Genomic DNA, 18,382 nt, shown 5'->3' with positions numbered 1-18,382 from the left:
GCATTCAGTCGGCGGAGACGACGAAGGCCCCGATCATCCGATCGGGGCCTTCGTGCGTGCGGTCACTCGCCGCTGTCGATGTCCGGGGTGCGGCTGCCGAGCTGGCTGTCCATGCGGAGCAGTCCGGAGCCGTCGTCGCCGACGATGGTGAGGCGCCCGACGATCTCGCCGACGCTCGCCTCCTCCTCGAGCTGCTCGTCGACGAACCAGTTGAGCAGCGGCAGGATGTCGATGTCGCCCTCGGCCTGGGCGGTGCGGTAGAGCTCACGGATCGCCTCGGAGACCTTCTCCTCGTGGGCGAGAGCGGCCTCGAAGAGCTGCACCGGCGTGCGGCCGGAGAAGCTCGGCGCCTCGATGGTGCCGATCTGCGGGGCGGATCCGCGGTCGAGGGAGTGGGAGATGAACTTGGCAGCGTGGACCTGCTCCTCCTCGGCCTGGGCGCGCATCCACGAGCTCATGCCGGTGAGATCCTGGTTGTCGAGCTCGATGGCGAGCTGGAGGTAGACGATCGACGCGGTGAGCTCGAGGGTGACCTGGTCGCTGAGGGCGCGGGCCATGGTGTCGGACAGACGCATGGAGGCTTCCTTTCGGGTCCGGAACGGTGGAGCATGACGCGAGTCACGCTGTGCTCACATCGTAGTCCTGCAAGGGGAGCGCGGCATGTGTGGATAGGCTGACCTCAGCCTGGGGCCCGGATGAGCAGGCGTTGCGGGCTCCCGTTGCCATAGAAGATGTCGGAACTTCTCCGTCAGATGAGTCGGAACGTCACCCCGCACAGTTCACTATGGCGGTCACTGCGTGCGTACCGTGTCGACGACGATCGCCAGGGCGAGCAAGAGGTAGACAGCCCCGGCGAACTGGTGAAGATGGCGGCTGGCACGTCGATTCTGTGCGAAGCGGGCGGCGAAAGCGCCCGCCAGGAGGCCGATTGCCCCGTACAGCAGAACCTCGGTGGCGACGTTGACCGCGCCCAACATCGCGAGCTGCAGTTCTGGGCTCTCCGCTCTGCCGATGAACTGGGGGAGGACGGCGACGAAGAACAGGATGAGCTTGGGGTTGGTCAGGCTGATGATCACGCCCCGCACGTACCACCGGCCGGCGCGCACCTGATCGATGTCGGTGCTCCCTCGACGCGCGTCGCGCAGGCTCGTCCAGGCCATCCACACCAGAAAGGCCGCCCCGCCCAGTCGCACGGCGTCCAGGACTGCAGGGTTGGCCTGCATGAGCCTGGCCAACCCGAGGACCACCGCGGCGGCGTAGACGCTCATCCCGGTTCCGATCCCGAGGATGGCGCGGGCGGCTGCCCGCCGGCCCCCTTGCAGGCCCACGGCGATCATGTAGGTCATGTCCGGCCCGGGTGGTGCCAAGAAGGCTAGGATCACCCCGACGAAGGCGGGGAGGACCAGCAGGTCAACCACGGGCTTGCCCGTCTATCAGGATGGCCCAGGTGGCAATCGATGCGGGGGACCAGACCGTTGGCAGCCGGGTTGCCGTGAGGTGCGAGCGACAGAAGGCGGGCAGGGGCATGTTCACTCCGCTCGATAGGAACCGTCATGGGTAGTTCTAACAGCCGGTCGCCGTCCGTGCAACCAGCAATGTCGGTTCCGAATTGGTAGACTCGCAGTCATGTCGGCGACCAGATACCCGCCGTTCCGCCCGGGAACGGAACTGGCGATGTGCTTCACCGGAACACTCACCGAGCGTCACGGGGACCGCGTGGAACGCATTCCCGTGCCGTCGCGCCTTGCAGACTGGTTCATCGCCAACGGTCTTGACGTGGTGGCCTGCAGTGAGGCCGATCTTGACCGTGCTCGCGAGCTGCGCGAGGCCGTCCACGTATGCGGCACAGCGGCGGCACGGGGTGAGCCGCTTCCGCCTGAGGCTCGCGAGGTCATCAACATGGCCAGCATCAACGGGTCCGCTTCAGCTCTCCTCACTACGGAGGGTGGCCTTGGTTGGCAGTTGGGACCCGGGGGCCCAGTGGCCGGCGCCCTGGGGGTCGTAGCGCTGAGCGCGATCGGCATCATCTCCGGAGCGCGCGACGGCAGGCTCGCACTCTGCGCATCCCCGACGTGCCGGGCGGCCTTCTTCGACACCAGCCGCAGCCGGACCCGAAAATGGTGCGACATGAACACCTGCGGCAACCGCGAGAAGAAGGCACGTTTTCTGGCCAACAGGCGAAGCGCCGGCGGTTCGTCCCGCGACACGTGATCGGCAGGATCCTCCCGGGTTGAAATGATGGGATGGTGAGCTCGACCGGTCCGGGGCCCACCCCGCGGGTGCGGTTCAATGAGTCGACCTCGGGTGGTCGTTCGGGCCGTTGTGCTCGCTCCGGTGATCTCCTCGGCCCGCTCGGCGAGCATGTTCGCGTCGTTGATCCCCGTGGACACGGCCCGATTCGCGGAGCAGAGGCATCGGCCGATCTCGCAGGTGGCGTGGGCGCTGGAGTTCAACGAACGCCGGGACGGCGTTGCTCTCCCGCAAAGCCGATAATATACATTATGTTAACTCATGACGAAGAAGCGCGGGAAGAGGCGCAGACGTACCCTTCCCGGTTCCGTACGTCTGCGCCGGCCCCGCTCCCCGTTCAGCTGAACTGCGAGAAGTCGGGCTTGCGCTTCTCCGCGAAGGCGGTGAACGCCTCCTTGGCCTCCGGGCTCGTCAGACGTGCGGCGAACTCCTCACCCTCGACGCGCATGTGCTCGGTGATCGCCGTAGTGTCGCGCATGAGCTGCTTCGTCGCGCGGACCGCGCCGAGCGGCAGCTGTGCGATCCGGGCGGCGACGGCCTCGATCGTGGGCACGAGCTCGGCGGCGGGAACCGCCGTCGTGGCGAGTCCCCAGTCCACGGCCACGTCGCCCCTCACGGTCTCCCCCAGCGCGAGCATGCTGAATGCGCGCAGGTGGCCGATCCGGGCCGGCAGGAGCATGCTCGAGGCGGCCTCCGGGACCAGGCCCAGGCTGACGAACGGCGTCGAGAGCTTCGCGTCCTCGGCGATGGCGACGTAGTCGCAGTGGAGCAGCATCGTCGTCCCCACGCCGACCGCCCGGCCCTGGACGGCGGCGAGCAGCGGCTTGGGGAACTCCGCGATCGCGTGGACGAACCGGCGCACGTGGCGTGGTCCGCTGTCCGGCGTGCTCGCGGCGAACTCGCCGACGTCGTTGCCCGCGGTGAACATGTCCCCCTCACCCCGGATGACGACGACGCGGACCGCAGGATCGTCCTGGGCCGCCTCGAGAGCGTCCGCAAGGATTCCGTACATCTCGTTCGTCAGCGCGTTCTTCTTCTCGGCGCGGTCCATGACGAGCGTGAGGACGCCGTCGGATCGCTCCGTTCGGATGCTGCTGTGCTGCGTGCTGTCATTCATCGTTCTTCTCTCCTGGTGAGAATCGGGTGGTCACGGTTTCCAGCCAGCGCTCGACGAGGGCGAGCTCGCTCGCGTCGAAGCCCTCGCACAGCCGGTTGTTGATGGTGCGGGCGGTGCGGACCGCCTCGGCCCGGGCGGCCTGACCCTCCGCGGTGAGGGCGATCGTCGCGGCGCGCCCGTCGTGCGGGTCGGGACGGCGTTCGACAAGTCCGTCCCGGCTCATCCGGTCGAGCAGACCGGACAGCGCGGAGGGGCTGAGCCGCAGCTGCGCGCGGAGCTCTTTCGTCGGTCGCCCCGAATCGTCGTCCCCGACGGCGAAGAGGATGCCGGCCCGGGCGGAGTTCTGCTTCCCCGCGTCGTCGTGGAGGGCGGCCTGGAGCGAGCGTTGCGCGAGGTTGAGCAGATAGATGAAACGGGGCTTCCACTCAGGGGCGGGCGCGGATCCCGCGAATTCATTTCGCATACGAACAATACTAGGTCACATACGAAGCATCTGTCGAGCGTCGGGTCCATCATTCCGTCACCGCTGTGACGCGAGCACAGTGGTGCACGGTCATGGGCGGTGAGCCCGCACCTCCCGCCGCCTGACTGCAGGCCGAGGTCGGGCCGCCTCTCCCCCAGTCCCTCGAGGACCTCGGCCTGCGGGTGGTGCACAGCGCGTGAATGACAGAGCCCGCCCGTCCGGAGCGGGCACTGGAAGGTTCGGATCCGATCAGCGGTCGGTCGAGCGACGCGAGGACTTCTGGTCGGCCGTCGGCAGTACGACGATCGCGAGCAGGGGCAGCACCAGCATCCCGCCGATGATGGCCATCGAGAGCAGCACATCGATCATGTCTTTCACCTCCCACCGAGTCGTCGTGGACAATCCTAACCCGAGGTCAGGACTGCTCCGCACCCGCGTCCGGGCGCGTCGGCACCGCACATCCGTCCGGCCCGCACGCGGCGGCATCGGGCTCCCCCAGCGGCGTCAGTCCGACCTGCGGATGCACCTCCGCCCACACCTGCTCGAGTGCCTGGGTGAAGACCTCGGCCGGCTGAGCGCCGGACACCCCGTACTTCTGCTCGAAGACGAAGAACGGCACCCCGGAAACGCCGATCTGCTGGGCCGCGGCGAGGTCGGCCTGCACCGCGCGCATCACCGTGGGGTCGGTGAGTCCGGCGCGCACCGCGCCGGCGTCGAGGCGCTGCGCCGCCCCGATCCGCACGAGCACGTCCGCATCCGCGATGACCTCGCCGTCGCGGAAGTGCGCGTCGAACAGCGCGTCCTCCACTGCCCCGACGTCCGCACCCGTGGCCTCCGCATATTTGAGCAGCGCGTGCGCGGCGAGCGAGGACGAGGGCACCACGGAATCGAAGTCGAAGTCGAGCCCCTCCCCCGCACCGGCCTGCGCGATCTGCTGCGTCATCGCCTCGACCTGGGCGCGCGGCATGCCCTTGCGCTCGATGAGGTATTCGACCTCGGTACCGTCGTAGCGCACCGGCAGGTCCGGATCGAGGATGAAGGCGTGCCACGCGACCTCGACCTCGTCGCGGTGCGCGAACCGCGCCAGCGCCGATTCGAAGCGGGCCTTGCCGATCCGGCACCACGGGCAGGCGATGTCGGACCAGATGTCGATGCGGATGGTCATGGCGAGGCTCCTCGGGACGGAGGGTCGATGGGCGGTGGAGGAACGGACGGCTGCGGCGGTGGCGGCCGCCCCGGTCCTGCGGGTCCCGGCGAGTCGGACCGGGTGGGCACGGCACCGGCCGGGTGGAGTCCTGCGGGATCGTCCCGCCGGTACGTCAGGCGCCGGAGCAGCGCCTCGGCCGGCCCCCGCCGGCCGCGGGATTCGAGCACTCCGGCGATGACGAGCGAGAGCACCCAGACCGCGACCGCCAGTGCGTAGGCCCCTGCGGTGCCCATCCACTCCCCCATGCCGAATCCCCAGGCCGCCAGCAGCGGAGCGAAGATCAGCGACTGGAGCAGATAGAAGCTCAGCGAGCGCTTGCCGACAGCCGCGACCGCGCGCAGCGGCGACCCGACGCGGGAGCGCAGTCGCAGCGCGAGCAGACCGAACAGCGCGGCGTAGCCGACCCCGCCGGCCATGCCGGTGAGGGTGACGAGCCCCATGGTGCCCCACCACGCTGCGTCCGCCAGCGGCAGGAGGCCGAGGTACGACAGTGCCTGGGGCGCAGCGCCGAGGACTCCGATGAGGATTCCCCACAGCGCGGTGCGGCCGAGCAGACGACGGTGGCGCTCCGGGTCCTCGAGGAAGCGGTGGCGGGCGGCGAGCCACCCGAGGAGGATGCAGGCGGGCACCACGAGGCCGAGGAGCTGCCCGAACAGGCCGAGGGCGAAGAACAGCACCCGGGCACCCACCGAGATGAGGTAGTTCCCGTCCCCGCTGAGCATGCCGCGCTGGCTGCCGACGGTGAAGCCGGTATCGCCCGCAAGCTCCTCGGCGGACATGCCGGTGGCCTGCGGAAGCACCCACGAGACCATCACCGCGCCGATCAGGCTGAAGAGCGCACTGACGGCGAGTATCGCGACGACCACCCAGACGAGGATCTTCAGGGTCCGGTCGGTGCGGCGGAAGAACAGCGCGGCGAGGATGAGGCCGGCGAGTCCGTAGGCGCCGAGGATGTCACCGGCGAACAGGAGTGCGGCGTGGGCGAACCCGAAGGCGATCATCCACCAGTGGCGCCGTGCGAGCATCCGCCGGACCACCGGCTCGGGGATCCCGCGCGCCGCGCGCGAGGTCGCGAACTGCACCATCCCGTAGCCGAACAGGAAGGCGAACATCGGATAGACGCGGGCGTCGACGAAGAGGATCGCGAGTGTGGAGAGCGCCCGGTCGAGCACGGTGCCGTCGGTCGGGTGCACGACTGCGGGGTGTTCGTCGCCGCCGTAGAGGAACCACGACACATTGGCGATCGCGATGAACAGGAGCATGACCCCGCGGGCGAGGTCGGGGGCGAGAGCGCGCGCACCCGGTCCGCGGTGCGGCGTGTGCGGCGCGGGACCGGCCGCAGGAGCCAGGCCGGCCGGGCCCCGGCGGGGTTCGGGGGTGTGCATGCGATCGATGCCTTCGGTCGGGGATCGCCGGACGGGGCGGGTGCCGTCGGCAGGGCACTTCGCAGTCTATCGGGAGCCGCGGACTCAGCCGAGGAGCCGGAACCCGAGGCCGAGGACGAGCGGCAGGGTGACCATCGACAGGAGCGTCTGCACGGCGATGAGGGCGGCCATGAGCCGGGCGTTCCCGCCGAGCTGCCGGGCCATGACGAAAGCGCTCGGCGCGGTCGCGATCGCCTGGAACACGAGGCCCACCCGGGCCGCCTCGCCGGTGACGCCGAAGGCGAGCAGCGCGGCGACGGTCACCGCCGGCAGGACGAGGAGCTTGACCGCGGCGGCGACGACCAGGCCGACCCCGTGCTCACCGATCGAGATCGCACGCATCCCCGCGCCGACGCACAGCAGGCCGACCGGAAGTGCCGCGGCCGACAGCGGGTCGAGCACCTCGAGGGCGAGCCCGGGCAGCTCGACGGGGAGCAGGTTGATGACGATCCCGAGCGCGCAGCCGAGCACGAGCGGATTGAGGACCACCGTGCGCAGGAGCGAGAGCCACGAGTGCTTGTCGACGAGGAAGAGCTCGAAGGCGAGCGAGGACAGGACGTTGACGAGGGGGACGAGGATCGCGCCGATGATCGCCGCGAGCGCGAGCCCGGTGTCGGCGAACAGCGCCGCGGACAGGGACAGGCCGATGTACGTGTTGAAGCGGATGCCGCCCTGGAACACCGAGGTGAACGCCGGGGCGTCGGCCGCGACGAGCCGGTGGACCAGGCACAGGACGCCCGCCACGCCGAGCGTCGGCAGCACGAGGCCGAGTGCGAGCGGGCCGAGGTCGAAGGCGGCGATGTCGACGGTGGCGACGTTGCGGAACAGCAGGGTCGGCAGGAGGACGAAGTAGGCGAGCTTCTCCGCGCCCGCCCAGAAGTCCGCGGAGGAGAACAGCGGGGTGCGCCGCAATCCGAAGCCCAGGGCGATGAGAGCCGCCACCGGCACGAGCGCGGTGACGATGTCGGCGAATCCCATGGACCTCACTCTAGGAGATCGGTCGCGCTGCAGAACCGGCGGGCGCAGAGATGGCGGTTCGCGGGAATGATCTCGGACTTGAGTGTGTTCGACTCAATGTAAGGCTTCACCGCACATCTGAAAGGACATGCACATGGCCACCAAGTTCGATCCGATCCGCGACCTCGACCGCTTCTTCTCCGAGGTCACCCGCACCCCCAACACCGCCGCGCTGCCGATGGACCTCTACCGTGAGGGCGAGGTGTTCGTCGCCCGCATCGACATGCCCGGCGTCGACCCGGCGAGCATCGATGTCGACGTGCAGGACCGCACGCTGACCGTGCGCGCCGAGCGCACCGCGAACACGAGCACCCAGGACATCAAGTGGCTCACCCGTGAACGCCCCACCGGGACCTTCGCCCGTCAGCTCACCCTGGGCAACCGGATCGCTCTCGACCAGATCTCGGCGGACTACACCGACGGTGTGCTCCTGCTGACGATCCCGGTCGCAGAGGAGGCGCGGCCGCGCAAGATCTCGGTCGCCCACAACCAGGGCACCGACCGCAGCACCACGGTGACCACGGACCTGGGCACCTCGACCGGCACCGACTCCGGCACCTCGGGCACCGACACCTCGGTCTGAGGATCACCGGGGGCGTCCCGCGCCCCGGTGACGGCGGAACCGGCCGGGACATCGCATCACGCGATGTCCCGGCCGGTTCTTCCATGTCCGGGCGCCGGCCGGCACCTCACTCCATCGAGAGCACGATCTTGCCGAAGCGGAGGTTCGAGTCGAGCTGGGAGTGCGCCTCGGCGACCTCGTCGAGCGGGTAGACGGAGTCGATGACGGGATCGATATCCCCGTCGGACACCATCTCGAGGAACCCGGCGAAGTCCCGCGGGGACCCCATCGCGGTGCCGAGGATCCGCTTGTGCTGGAGGTAGAGGGTGCGGATGTCGAAGTCGGAGACGATGCCGCTGTCGCCGGTCCCGCCCATCGACAGCACCGCTCCCCCGCGCCGCAGCAGCAGCACGGACTCCTGGAGCGTCGATCCCACCGAGTCGAGGACGAGGTCGGCCTCTCCGATCTCGTCGCGCAGCCGCAGCTCCCAGTCCGGGACGGTGTAGTCGACGCCGACCGCAGCGCCCATCTCCTCGGCGAGCCGGAGCTTGTCCTCGCTCGAGGACGTCACCGCGACGCGCGCGCCGGCCTTGACGGCGAGCTGGAGGGCGATGAGCGACACGCCCGAGCCGGCGCCGAGGATGACGAGGGTCTGGCCGCGCCGCAGCCGCCCGACGGTGAACAGCGCCCGGTAGGAGGTGAGGCCGGACAGCGACAGCGCGCCGGCCTCCGCCCAGGCGAGGTGGCGCGGCTTGGGGAACAGGCAGGCCTCGTCGACCGCGATGAGCTCCGCGTAGGTGCCGCCGTCGGGTCCGCCGCCGAGCACCGCGAAGTCCGGTCCGGGGCAGGCGTCGTCGTCGCCCCAGCGCAGGGACGGCAGGATGATGACCTCCTCCCCCGTGTCACGGCGGATGCCGGCGCCGTCGGAGCCGAGGATCACCGGCAGGTGCGGTCGGTAGCCGGGGCCGATCCCGCCACGGATGAGCGCGTCGCGGCGGTTGATGCCCGCGGTCCGCAGCTCGACGAGGACCTGGCCGGCCTTCGGTTCCGGGTCCGGGATCCCGGTGCATCCGAGGACCTCCGGGCCGCCGTGCTCTGTCAGCAGGACTCCGCGCATTCTCGTGTCTCCTCCTCAGTCGATTCCGTTCCTCATCCTCCCACGGATGGTTCTGCCCTCATGCAGATCCGGCGTCGGTGAGACGCTGTGCGCGATAGCTGAGACAGAGGTACGGGAGGTCGAGGCGGGACCCGGGTGCCACCGGGTGCTCCTCGGCGAAGTAGCCGCGGAGGTTGGCCTCGACGCGCTCGCGGATGTGCTGCGGCGAGCGCAGCCAGTAGGAGCGGGTGGCGGCGAGGTCGACGATGTCGTCGACGCCCACCGGGGTGGTGAACTCGTCGAGGCGCGCCTCGACGGGGCCGAACCCCGGTCCGAGCTCAGGGCGCCAGTGCGGGCGGTAGACGTCGCCGGCGTGCATGATGCGGCTCAGCCGCAGCACCCAGTCGACGCGCACATCGAGCTGGTTGAGCATGATCCACAGCACTCCGCCCGGGCGGAGCACGCGGGCGATCTCCGCGGCTGAGCGCTCCGGGTCGAGCCAGTGCCAGGCCTGGGCGACGGTGACGAGGCCGACGCTGCCGTCGGCCAGCGGGATCGACTCCCCAGTGCCGAGGATCCCGCGGGCCGGATTGCGGACGAGCGCCTGCCCGTCGGGGTCGACGGCGATGACCTCGAGGCCGCGCTCGAGCAGCGGGCGCGTGAGCTTTCCGGTGCCGGCGCCGAGGTCGAGCACCGCTCCCCCGTCCGCCGCGATCGCATCGACGAGCGCGTCCGGGTAGCCGGGACGCACCGCGTCGTAGACGTCCGCGGCCGTGCCGAAGCACCTGCCGTGCGCCTCGCGGCCGGCGGCAGGCATGCGCGGGCCGGCCAATCAGACCTGCTCCGCGAGGAGGAACTCCGCTCCGGTGTCGGCGCACACGTGCTGCAGCTGACCGACGAGGGTGTCGGCCAGCGGGATCCCGTGGGCGGATCGCTCGGCGCGGATCCTGGTCTCGGGGTCGCCGGCGACCTGCACGGGATGCGCCGGGTCGACGGGCTCGAGCCCGCGCAGGGTGTCGCGCAGCTCCTTCGCGTAGTCGGCGGCCACGCCCGGGTTGATGAGCTCGGTGTCGATCGCGAGGAAGAAGTAGCCGACGTCGTGGAACCCGGCCTTGCTGCCGGGCTGGTCGGCGCCCGGGATCGCGGCGGACAGGAGCTGGATCATCGTGGCCAGCGCGTAGCCCTTGTGGCCGCCGGACAGGGTGCCGCGCCCGCCGATCGGCACGAGGCCGTGGCGGTCGTCGTGGCTGCACAGACCGGCGTACGCGGCCCCGGCGTCGGTCTCGACCTCGCCTGCGTCGTCGACGACCCACTCCGCGGGCAGCGGCTCGCCCTTGAGCCCGTAGACCTTGACCTTGTTGAGGGGGACGACGGAGGAGGCCATGTCGATGACGATCGGCTCCTCCCCGGTGACGGGGGCGGCGAAGGCGAGCGGATTCGTGCCCATGAGCGGGTGGCGGGAGCCGGTGGGGGTCTGCAGGGCCTCCCGGGTCGAGCACAGGGCCATGCCCATGAGCCCCTCCTCGGCGGCCATCCGCGCGTAGTAGCCGGCGGCGCCGAAGTGGTTGGCGTTGCCCACCGAGCCGAGCCCGATGCCCATCTCCTTGGCCTTCGCGATCGCCTCGCGCATGCCGAGGTGCGCCGCGGTGTGGCCGAACCCCCGGTGCCCATCGATGAGGCTGAAGGCCCCGGCGCTGCGGGTCACCTCGGGCACGGCGTCCGGGTCGGTGGTGCCGGCGGCGATCTCACGGTGGTAGATCGGCAGCATCGAGATGCCGTGGGAGTCGACCCCGGAGAGGTCGGTGGCGAACATGACGTCGGTGCACACGGTGCGGGTGGCGTCGTCGACGCCGAAGCCGGCCATGATGGCATCGATCTGGGAACGGGTCGAGTCCGGTGTGTATCGTTTCATGTGCCCATCATGGCACCCGCGCGGCGTCCACGATGTACTCGACGAGCACTCCGCGGTGGTCCGATCCCGGGATGTCGAGGATCCAGCCGCGGTGTGCGGTGAAGCGCTGCGGATCGAACAGCTGGTGGTCGATCGCGGCGCCGAGCCCGCGCGGCCACTCCCGGTCGCCGACGGTCTGCGGCCAGGTGCCCACGGCCCCCATGCCGAGTGCGGTGGCCGCATCGGTGCAATCGGTGTGTCCGGTCAGGGTCCGGTGGTCCGGGGTGGCGTTGAAGTCCCCGACGACGAGGGTGCCGGCCCCGGTCGTGCAGAGCTTCGCTGATTCCGACACCGAGCGCCACCAGTTGAACTGGCGGATACTGCGGTCGATCGGCGCATAGGTGTGGACCGCGTAGATGTCCCCCACATTCGTGCGCGCACCGACCGCGGCGAAGGGCAGCGGTCCTCCATCGATCTCCTCCGGCTCGAGCGCCGGGTTGACGAGGAGGATCGTCGCCGCGGTGTCGACCCCGGAGCGGATCGACACCGCCGCCACCTCATACTCCGCTGACAGTCCGGTGCGCTCGAGGACCGCTTCGACGATGGCCGGTGAGGTCTCCTGGAGGGCGATGACGTCGGCCTGCGCGGCGGCCGCTTCCCGGAGCAGATCCTCGTAGCCCGCGTTGCCGATGAGGACGTTCGCGGTGAGCACGGTGAGCCGGGACCCCGGAGCCGACCCAGGGGCCGCCGCCGGGGCAGACGGCTGGGTCTCCGCCGCGGGCACGCCCGGGTCGGAATATCCCCGGCCGAGCAGGATCCCGCCGCTGGCGAGCACGAGGACGGCGCCGAACCCGAGGAACCCGGTGAGGAACGGCCGCGACCGGCGGGAGAGCAGGCCGCCTGCGGCAACGAGGAGGATCCCGAGCGCGGCGAGCGTGACGAGGCCGCGCAGGGCACTGAGGTGCACCGCGCCGCTGAGGGTGCGCAGCCCGAGCGCGTCGGGGAACAGGGCGACGAGGCCGAGCCCGGCGGCGAGCAGCGCACCGAGCAGGACCGGGCGGAGGCGGGTCTCGGGGTCAGGGGTCACCGCACTAGGATATGTGCGGAAGGCCTCATCGACCCCGGGAAGGGCGGCTTCGCATGGCACTGGAAGATCTCTCGCAGGCGGACCTCGAGCAGGAGCTCGCGGCCGCGACCGAGGCGTACGGCGACTTCGCCGCCCGCGGGCTCGACCTCGACATCACCCGCGGCAAGCCCGGCACCGACCAGCTCGACCTGTCCGCGGGCCTGCTCACCGCGGTCGCCGGGGACGACATCCGCTCCCGCGACGGCGTCGACGTCCGCAACTACGGCGGGCTCGAGGGCCTCCCGGAGCTCCGCGAGATGTTCGGCGAGCTCTACGGCGTCCCCGCCGATCAGCTGCTCGCGCAGGGCAACTCCTCCCTCACTCTCATGCACCAGGCGCTGAGCTTCGCGCTGCTCGCCGGCACGGTCGACGGCGACGCGCCGTGGGTCGGGCAGCCGCGCCGGATCATCTGCCCCGTGCCCGGGTACGACCGCCACTTCACGCTCGCCGAGGCGCTCGGCTTCGAGCTCGTCACCGTCCCCCTCGACGACGAGGGCCCGGTGCTGTCCGCGGTCGAGGAGCTCGTCGCCACCGATCCCACGATCAAGGGCATGTGGGTCGTCCCGATGTACTCGAACCCGACCGGCATCTCGATGAGCGAGGAGCGCACCCGCGCCCTGCTCGCGATGCCGACCGCGGCCCCGGACTTCAAGCTCCTGTGGGACAACGCCTACGGCATCCACCACCTCCGCGAGCCCCACGCCCCGATGCTCGACGTGCTCGGTCTCGCCGCGGATGCCGGACACCCCGACCGGGTGTGGGTGTTCGCCTCGACCTCGAAGATCACCCATCCGGGTGCCGGGGTCGCCTTCTACGGTGGCTCGGAGGCGAACATCGGCTGGTTCACCGGCCACCTCGGCGCCGCGTCGATCGGCCCGGACAAGATCAACCAGCTGCGCCACGCCCGGTTCTTCGGCGATGCCGCCGGGGTGCGCCGGCACATGTCCGAGCACGCCGCGCTCATCGGCCCGAAGTTCGCCGCGGTCATCGAGAAGCTCGAGGCCGGCCTCGCCGGCACCGGGGCGGCGCGATGGACGGACCCGGACGGCGGCTACTTCATCACGCTCTCCGTGCTCCCCGGAACCGCCGACCGGGTGGTCAAGCTCGCCGGTGAGGCCGGTGTCAAGCTCACCCCGGCGGGTGCGACGCACCCCTACGGCCTCGACCCCGACGACGCGGTGATCCGGATCGCCCCGACGATGCCGAGCCTCGCCGATGTCACCGCCGCCACCGAGGGTCTCGCGGTGTGCGTGCGACTCGCCGCCTGCGAGAAGCTCCTCGCCCAGGACTGAGATCCCGCCGGCACGGGCGCCCACCCGCCGGCAGGAATGCGAAGGCCCCCACCGGGTTCCCGGTGGGGGCCTTCGCGTCTCCGGCCGAGGGCCGGCCGTGACGGCTCAGCGGTAGTCGTCGTAGAAGCCCTGACCGGACTTCACGCCGAGCAGGCCGGCGTCGACCATGCGGCTCAGCAGCAGCGGCGGCTTGTTCGCCGGGTCCCCGGTCTCCTCGTAGATGCTCTGTCCGACGTAGAAGCAGGTGTCCAGGCCCACCCGGTCGGCGAGCCGGATCGGGCCCATCGGGTGGGCGCAGCCGTTGATCATCCCGGTGTCGATGTCCTCCTTCGTCGCGTGCCCGGCCTCGAGCATGCGGATGGCGGAGAACAGGAACGGGATGAGCAGCGCGTTGACGATGAACCCGGGGCGGTCGTCGGAGCGGATGGTGACCTTGCCGAGCACCTCGGTGGTGAAGGCGTCGAGCTCGTCGGCCATCGCCGGGTCGGTCAGCAGCGAGGAGATGATCTCGACGAGCGGCTGCACCGGTGCGGGGTTGAAGAAGTGCATGCCGATGACGCGCTCGGGGCGGGAGGTCGCCTGGGCGAACCGCACGATCGGCATCGACGAGGTGTTCGACGCGAGGATCGCCTGCGGGTCGGTGACGATCGAGTCGAGCTCGGCGAAGATCTTCTTCTTGATCCCCTCGTTCTCGCTCGCCGCCTCGATGACGAGCTGCCGGTCGGCCATCGCCGACAGATCCGTGGTGAAGTGGAGGCGGGCGAGAGCGCCGTCGCGGTCCTCGGCGCTCATCTTGCCCCGCTCGACGCCCTTGGCGAAGGACTTCTCCACCCGGGCGCGACCGGCCTCGACGGCGGCGTCGTCGATGTCGCGGACGACGACGTCGAGGCCCTTGCGGGCGAGGATCTCGGCGATGCCGGATCCCATGAGGCCGCAGCCGATCACTCCTGCGCGTTCGATTGTCATATCAACTCCTGTAGTCATGTGCGGTGCTTGCAGTGCGGACGGGCTCGGGTGCTCCGGGCCCGATCGTGCGGGCTCAGAACCAGTCGGACTCCCGGACCGCCTTGAGGGCGGCGCGCCGGTTCTCCGGGCTCAGCCGGTCGAGGTAGACGAGTCCGTCGAGGTGGTCGACCTCGTGCTGGAGCATCTGGGCCATGAGGCCCTCGCCCCGCACGACGACCGGCTGGTTGTCCTGGTCGACGCCGCGGACCACGGCGGTCTCCCAGCGCGGGGTGGGGTACCAGAGCCCGGGCACGGAGAGGCAGCCCTCCCCGATCTCCCGCTTCTCTCCCCCGGTCTCGACGAGCTCCGGATTGACGACGTAGCCGAGCTCGCCCTCGACGTGGTAGGCGAAGACACGGCGGGTCGACCCGATCTGGGTGGCCGCCACGCCTGCCCGCCCCTCCATGCGGGTCGAGTCGAGCAGGTCGCGAACGAGCTCCCTGAGCTTCCGGTCGAACACCGTGACCGGGTCGGTCACGGTCTTGAGGACCGGATCGCCGAAGCGACGGATGGGCCTCTCAGGCATCGACCACGGCCACGAGGTCGCCGCCCTCGAGCTGCTGGACGGCGCCGATCGCGACACGGGAGACGGTGCCGGCGATCGGGGCGGTGATCGCGGCCTCCATCTTCATCGCCTCGATCGTCGCGACGGTGTCGCCGGCCTCGACGGTGTCCCCGGCCGCGACCTGCATGGTCACGACACCGGCGAACGGGCAGGCCACGTGGCCCGGCACCGAGGTGTCGGCGCGCTCGGCGGTGACGACGTCGACGTCGACGGAGCGGTCGCGCACGGAGACGGGGCGCATCTGGCCGTTGAGCGTGCACATCACGGTGCGCATGCCGCGCTCGTCGGCCGGGCCGACGGCCTGGACGCCGACGAGCAGCGCCTTGCCCTTGTCGATGACGACGGCGTGCTCCTCGCCCTCCTGAAGACCGTAGAGGTAGTCGGTGGTCTCGAGGACGGACAGGTCGCCGTAGGTCTCCCGCATCCGGTTGAATTCCTTGGACGGAGCGGCGAACAGGAGCCGGTTGAGGGTCTCCTGGCGCACCCGGCCGGTCTCCCCGAGCAGGTCGGAGTCGTGGTCGGACAGGCTCTCCGCGGGGGCGGTGTACTTGCGGCCCTCGAGCGCCTTGGAGCGGAACGGCTCCGGCCAGCCGCCGGGCGGATCACCGAGGTCGCCGGACAGGAATCCGATGACGGAGTCCGGGATGTCGAAGTGGCGCGGGTTCTCGGCGAACTCCTGCGGGTCGGCGCCCACGGCGACGAGGTGCAGGGCGAGGTCACCGACGACCTTCGACGAGGGCGTGACCTTGACGAGGTGGCCGAGGATCCGGTCCGCGGCCTCGTACATCTTCTCGATCTCCTCGAATTTCTCGCCGAGGCCGAGCGCGACGGCCTGCTGGCGGAGGTTCGAGAGCTGGCCGCCGGGGATCTCGTGGCGGTAGACGCGGCCGGTGGGGCCGGGCAGACCGGATTCGAAGGGCTTGTAGACGTTGCGCACGGCCTCCCAGTACGGCTCGAGGTCGGAGACCGCGGCGAGCGAGAGGCCGGTGTCCCGGTCGGTGTGCTCGAGTGCGGCGACGAGCGCGGACAGCGCGGGCTGGCTCGTGGTGCCGGCCATCGAGGCGCTCGCGGCGTCCACCGCATCGGCTCCCGCGGTGGAGGCGGCGAGCAGCGTGGCGAGCTGACCTCCGGCGGTGTCGTGGGTGTGCACGTGGACCGGGAGGTCGAAGTTCTCCCGCAGCGCGGTCACCAGCGTGGTCGCAGCGGCCGGGCGCAGCAGGCCTGCCATGTCCTTGATCGCGAGCACGTGGGCACCGGCCTCGACGATCTTCTCCGCGAGCCGGAGGTAGTAGTCGAGGGTGTAGAGCTCCTCCGCCGGATCGGTGAGGTCCGAGGTGTAGCACAGCGCGACCTCGGCGACGGTGGTCCCGGTGGCGAGCACGGCGTCGATCGCCGGGCGCATCTGCTCGACGTCGTTGAGGGCGTCGAAGATCCGGAAGATGTCGACGCCGGTGCGCGCGGCCTCCTCGACGAAGGCATCGGTCACCGCGGTGGGGTACGGGGTGTAGCCCACGGTGTTGCGGCCGCGCAGGAGCATCTGCAGGTTGATGTTCGGCATCGCCTCGCGCAGTGCGGCCAGGCGCTCCCACGGATCCTCGGCGAGGAAGCGCAGCGCGACGTCGTAGGTCGCACCGCCCCAGCACTCGACGCTCAGCAGCTCCGGAGTCATCCGGGCGGTGTACGGGGCGACCGCGAGCAGGTCCTTCGAGCGCACGCGGGTGGCGAGCAGCGACTGGTGGGCATCGCGGTAGGTGGTGTCCGTCACGGCGAGGGCGGACTGCTTCCGCAGGTCCGCGGCGAAGGCCGCCGGGCCGAGGTCGAGCAGCCGCTGGCGCTGACCGGCTGGGGCCTCGCCGGAGATGTCGAAGGCGGGCAGCTTGTCCTTGGGCAGCAGCGCCACCGGGGAATCGCCGTGCGGGCGGTTGACCGTGACGTCGGCGAGGAACTCGAGGAGCTTGGAGCCGCGGTCGGCACCGACCTTCGCGGCGAGCAGGTGCGGACGCTCCTCGATGAAGGTCGTGGCGACGTCGCCGCGGATGAACGCCGGGTCGTCGAGCACGGCGCGGAGGAACCCGATGTTCGTCGCCACACCGCGGATCCGGAACTCGGCCAGGGCGCGGCGGGCCCGGTTGACGGCCTGTTCGAAGGTGCGGCCGCGGGTCGTGCACTTGACGAGCATCGAGTCGAAGTGCGCGGAGACCTCGGCGCCGGCGTACACCGTGCCGCCGTCCAGGCGGACTCCCGCGCCGCCGGCGGACCGGTAGGCGGTGATGGTACCGGTGTCCGGACGGAACGAGTTCGCCGGGTCCTCGGTGGTGATGCGGCACTGGAGGGCGGCGCCCTTGACGGTGATGCTGTCCTGGCTGAGCCCGAGGTCGGCGAGCGACTCCCCGGCCGCGATCCGCATCTGGGACTGCACGAGGTCGACGTCGGTGACCTCCTCGGTCACCGTGTGCTCGACCTGGATCCGGGGGTTCATCTCGATGAAGGCGTGCTGGCCGGCCCGGGGCCCTTCGGTCTCGAGGAGGAACTCCACGGTCCCGGCGTTCTGGTAGCCGAGCGCGGTGGCGAACTTGAGCGCGTCGGTGCGCAGGGCCTCGGCGACCGCCGGATCGAGGTGGGGCGCCGGAGCGATCTCGACGACCTTCTGGTGGCGCCGCTGGATCGAGCAGTCGCGCTCGAACAGGTGGATCGCGTTGGAGTCGTTGTCCGCGAGGATCTGCACCTCGATGTGGCGCGGGCGCTGCACGGCCTGCTCGATGAAGACCGTGGGGTCGCCGAAAGCACCCTCTGCCTCGCGCATCGCGGCCTTGAGGGCATCGACGAGCTCGGACTTGCTGCCGACCCGGCGCATGCCGCGCCCGCCGCCGCCGGCGACGGCCTTGACGAACAGCGGGTAGTCCATCGACTCCGCGTCCGCGAGGAGCTCATCGAGATCCGCCGAGGGCCGCGTGGAGGCCAGCGTGGGGATCCCGGCGGAGCGGGCGGCCTCGAGCGCGTGCACCTTGTTGCCGGCCATCTCGAGGACGTCGGCCTTCGGGCCGATGAAGACGATGCCGTTGTCGGCGCAGGCCCGGGCGAGGTCGGGGTTCTCGGAGAGGAAGCCGTAGCCGGGGTACACGGCGTCGGCGCCGCACTCCTTGGCCACGCGGATGACTTCCTCGACATCGAGGTACGCGCGGACCGGGTGCCCCTTCTCCCCGATCGTGTAGGCCTCATCGGCCTTGAGCCGGTGCTCCGAGTTGCGATCTTCGTACGGGAACACGGCGACGGTGGTGGCGCCCAGTTCATAGGCGGCGCGGAAAGCGCGAACCGCGATCTCTCCGCGGTTGGCTACGAGAACCTTTGAGAACATCAGTGTTGCTCG

The 18,382-nt window shown here is 70.5% G+C and carries 17 protein-coding genes; 3 read left to right on the top strand and 14 right to left on the bottom strand.

The features are described 5' to 3' along the window. Nucleotides 1-62: 62 nt before the first annotated feature. Both MTQ12_RS04910 and MTQ12_RS04905 read right to left on the bottom strand, forming a co-directional pair. Nucleotides 63-575 (bottom strand): ferritin, encoded by a 513-nt coding sequence (locus MTQ12_RS04910; RefSeq protein WP_247424572.1) that lies wholly within the window; start codon nt 573-575, stop codon nt 63-65. A gap of 216 nt (nt 576-791) precedes the next feature. Further along, nucleotides 792-1,418 carry a LysE family translocator gene (locus tag MTQ12_RS04905; protein WP_247424569.1) on the bottom strand — a complete coding sequence of 209 codons (627 nt, stop codon included), beginning with the start codon at nt 1,416-1,418 and terminating at the stop codon, nt 792-794. A 208-nt stretch (nt 1,419-1,626) separates the two neighbouring features. Between MTQ12_RS04905 and MTQ12_RS04900 the strand changes: the two genes are divergently transcribed. Then, nucleotides 1,627-2,211: an ABATE domain-containing protein gene (locus tag MTQ12_RS04900; RefSeq protein ID WP_247424566.1), complete on the top strand. Its 585-nt coding sequence runs from the start codon at nt 1,627-1,629 to the stop codon at nt 2,209-2,211. Between the two features lie 376 nt (nt 2,212-2,587). On the opposite strand, the gene MTQ12_RS04895 is transcribed toward MTQ12_RS04900, so the two are convergent. From MTQ12_RS04895 to MTQ12_RS04875, 5 genes are all read right to left on the bottom strand, one after another. After that, nucleotides 2,588-3,367: an enoyl-CoA hydratase gene (locus tag MTQ12_RS04895; RefSeq protein WP_247424563.1), complete on the bottom strand. Its 780-nt coding sequence runs from the start codon at nt 3,365-3,367 to the stop codon at nt 2,588-2,590. Further along, on the bottom strand, nt 3,360-3,830 hold the full coding sequence (locus MTQ12_RS04890) for a MarR family winged helix-turn-helix transcriptional regulator (protein WP_247424560.1): 471 nt from the start codon (nt 3,828-3,830) through the stop codon (nt 3,360-3,362). The genes MTQ12_RS04895 and MTQ12_RS04890 overlap by 8 nt, the downstream gene beginning before the upstream one ends. Nucleotides 3,831-4,245: 415 nt before the next feature. After that, nucleotides 4,246-4,995: a DsbA family oxidoreductase gene (locus tag MTQ12_RS04885; protein ID WP_282599185.1), complete on the bottom strand. Its 750-nt coding sequence runs from the start codon at nt 4,993-4,995 to the stop codon at nt 4,246-4,248. Continuing rightward, the gene (locus MTQ12_RS04880) at nt 4,992-6,422 is read right to left on the bottom strand and encodes a DUF418 domain-containing protein (RefSeq protein ID WP_247424558.1); all 1,431 of its coding nucleotides are present in this window, start codon (nt 6,420-6,422) and stop codon (nt 4,992-4,994) included. The genes MTQ12_RS04885 and MTQ12_RS04880 overlap by 4 nt, the downstream gene beginning before the upstream one ends. Before the next feature lie 84 nt (nt 6,423-6,506). Further along, a complete protein-coding gene (locus tag MTQ12_RS04875) occupies nt 6,507-7,439 on the bottom strand; it encodes an AEC family transporter (RefSeq protein ID WP_247424555.1) in 933 nt (310 codons plus the stop codon). Nucleotides 7,440-7,572: 133 nt separating this feature from the next. Between MTQ12_RS04875 and MTQ12_RS04870 the strand changes: the two genes are divergently transcribed. Next, the gene (locus tag MTQ12_RS04870) at nt 7,573-8,061 is read left to right on the top strand and encodes an Hsp20/alpha crystallin family protein (RefSeq protein ID WP_247424552.1); all 489 of its coding nucleotides are present in this window, start codon (nt 7,573-7,575) and stop codon (nt 8,059-8,061) included. A 106-nt stretch (nt 8,062-8,167) separates the two neighbouring features. Here MTQ12_RS04870 and MTQ12_RS04865 read toward each other — a convergent pair whose 3' ends face one another. Genes MTQ12_RS04865 through MTQ12_RS15140 form a run of 4 tightly spaced genes read right to left on the bottom strand, consistent with a single transcriptional unit; the run spans nt 8,168 to nt 12,114 of the window. Further along, complete coding sequence (locus MTQ12_RS04865; RefSeq protein WP_247424548.1) at nt 8,168-9,157, bottom strand: zinc-binding dehydrogenase; 990 nt, start codon at nt 9,155-9,157, stop codon at nt 8,168-8,170. A 58-nt stretch (nt 9,158-9,215) separates the two neighbouring features. Beyond that, on the bottom strand, nt 9,216-9,953 hold the full coding sequence (locus MTQ12_RS04860) for a class I SAM-dependent methyltransferase (protein ID WP_247424545.1): 738 nt from the start codon (nt 9,951-9,953) through the stop codon (nt 9,216-9,218). A 15-nt stretch (nt 9,954-9,968) separates the two neighbouring features. Beyond that, nucleotides 9,969-11,048, bottom strand: a complete 1,080-nt coding sequence (locus MTQ12_RS04855; protein ID WP_137319664.1) for an Ldh family oxidoreductase — start codon at nt 11,046-11,048, stop codon at nt 9,969-9,971. A gap of 7 nt (nt 11,049-11,055) precedes the next feature. Next, entirely contained in the window at nt 11,056-12,114 is a 1,059-nt protein-coding gene (locus MTQ12_RS15140) for an endonuclease/exonuclease/phosphatase family protein (protein WP_247424543.1), read from the bottom strand. Nucleotides 12,115-12,167: 53 nt separating this feature from the next. On the opposite strand from MTQ12_RS15140, the gene MTQ12_RS04845 reads away from it, so the two are divergent. Then, the gene (locus MTQ12_RS04845; RefSeq protein ID WP_137319662.1) at nt 12,168-13,445 is read left to right on the top strand and encodes an aminotransferase class I/II-fold pyridoxal phosphate-dependent enzyme; all 1,278 of its coding nucleotides are present in this window, start codon (nt 12,168-12,170) and stop codon (nt 13,443-13,445) included. A gap of 105 nt (nt 13,446-13,550) precedes the next feature. On the opposite strand, the gene MTQ12_RS04840 is transcribed toward MTQ12_RS04845, so the two are convergent. From MTQ12_RS04840 to MTQ12_RS04830, 3 genes are all read right to left on the bottom strand, one after another. Next, nucleotides 13,551-14,411, bottom strand: a complete 861-nt coding sequence (locus MTQ12_RS04840) for a 3-hydroxybutyryl-CoA dehydrogenase (protein ID WP_137319661.1) — start codon at nt 14,409-14,411, stop codon at nt 13,551-13,553. A gap of 73 nt (nt 14,412-14,484) precedes the next feature. Next, a complete protein-coding gene (def, locus tag MTQ12_RS04835) occupies nt 14,485-14,976 on the bottom strand; it encodes a peptide deformylase (protein WP_137319660.1) in 492 nt (163 codons plus the stop codon). Next, nucleotides 14,969-18,370: a pyruvate carboxylase gene (locus MTQ12_RS04830; RefSeq protein ID WP_247424539.1), complete on the bottom strand. Its 3,402-nt coding sequence runs from the start codon at nt 18,368-18,370 to the stop codon at nt 14,969-14,971. Before MTQ12_RS04830 ends, def begins: the two co-directional genes overlap by 8 nt. Nucleotides 18,371-18,382 lie beyond the last annotated feature (12 nt).

It is taken from the genome of Brevibacterium sp. R8603A2, from assembly GCF_023072605.1.
GTDB lineage: Bacteria > Actinomycetota > Actinomycetes > Actinomycetales > Brevibacteriaceae > Brevibacterium > Brevibacterium pityocampae.
This window is presented reverse-complemented; position numbering and strand designations above follow the sequence as displayed.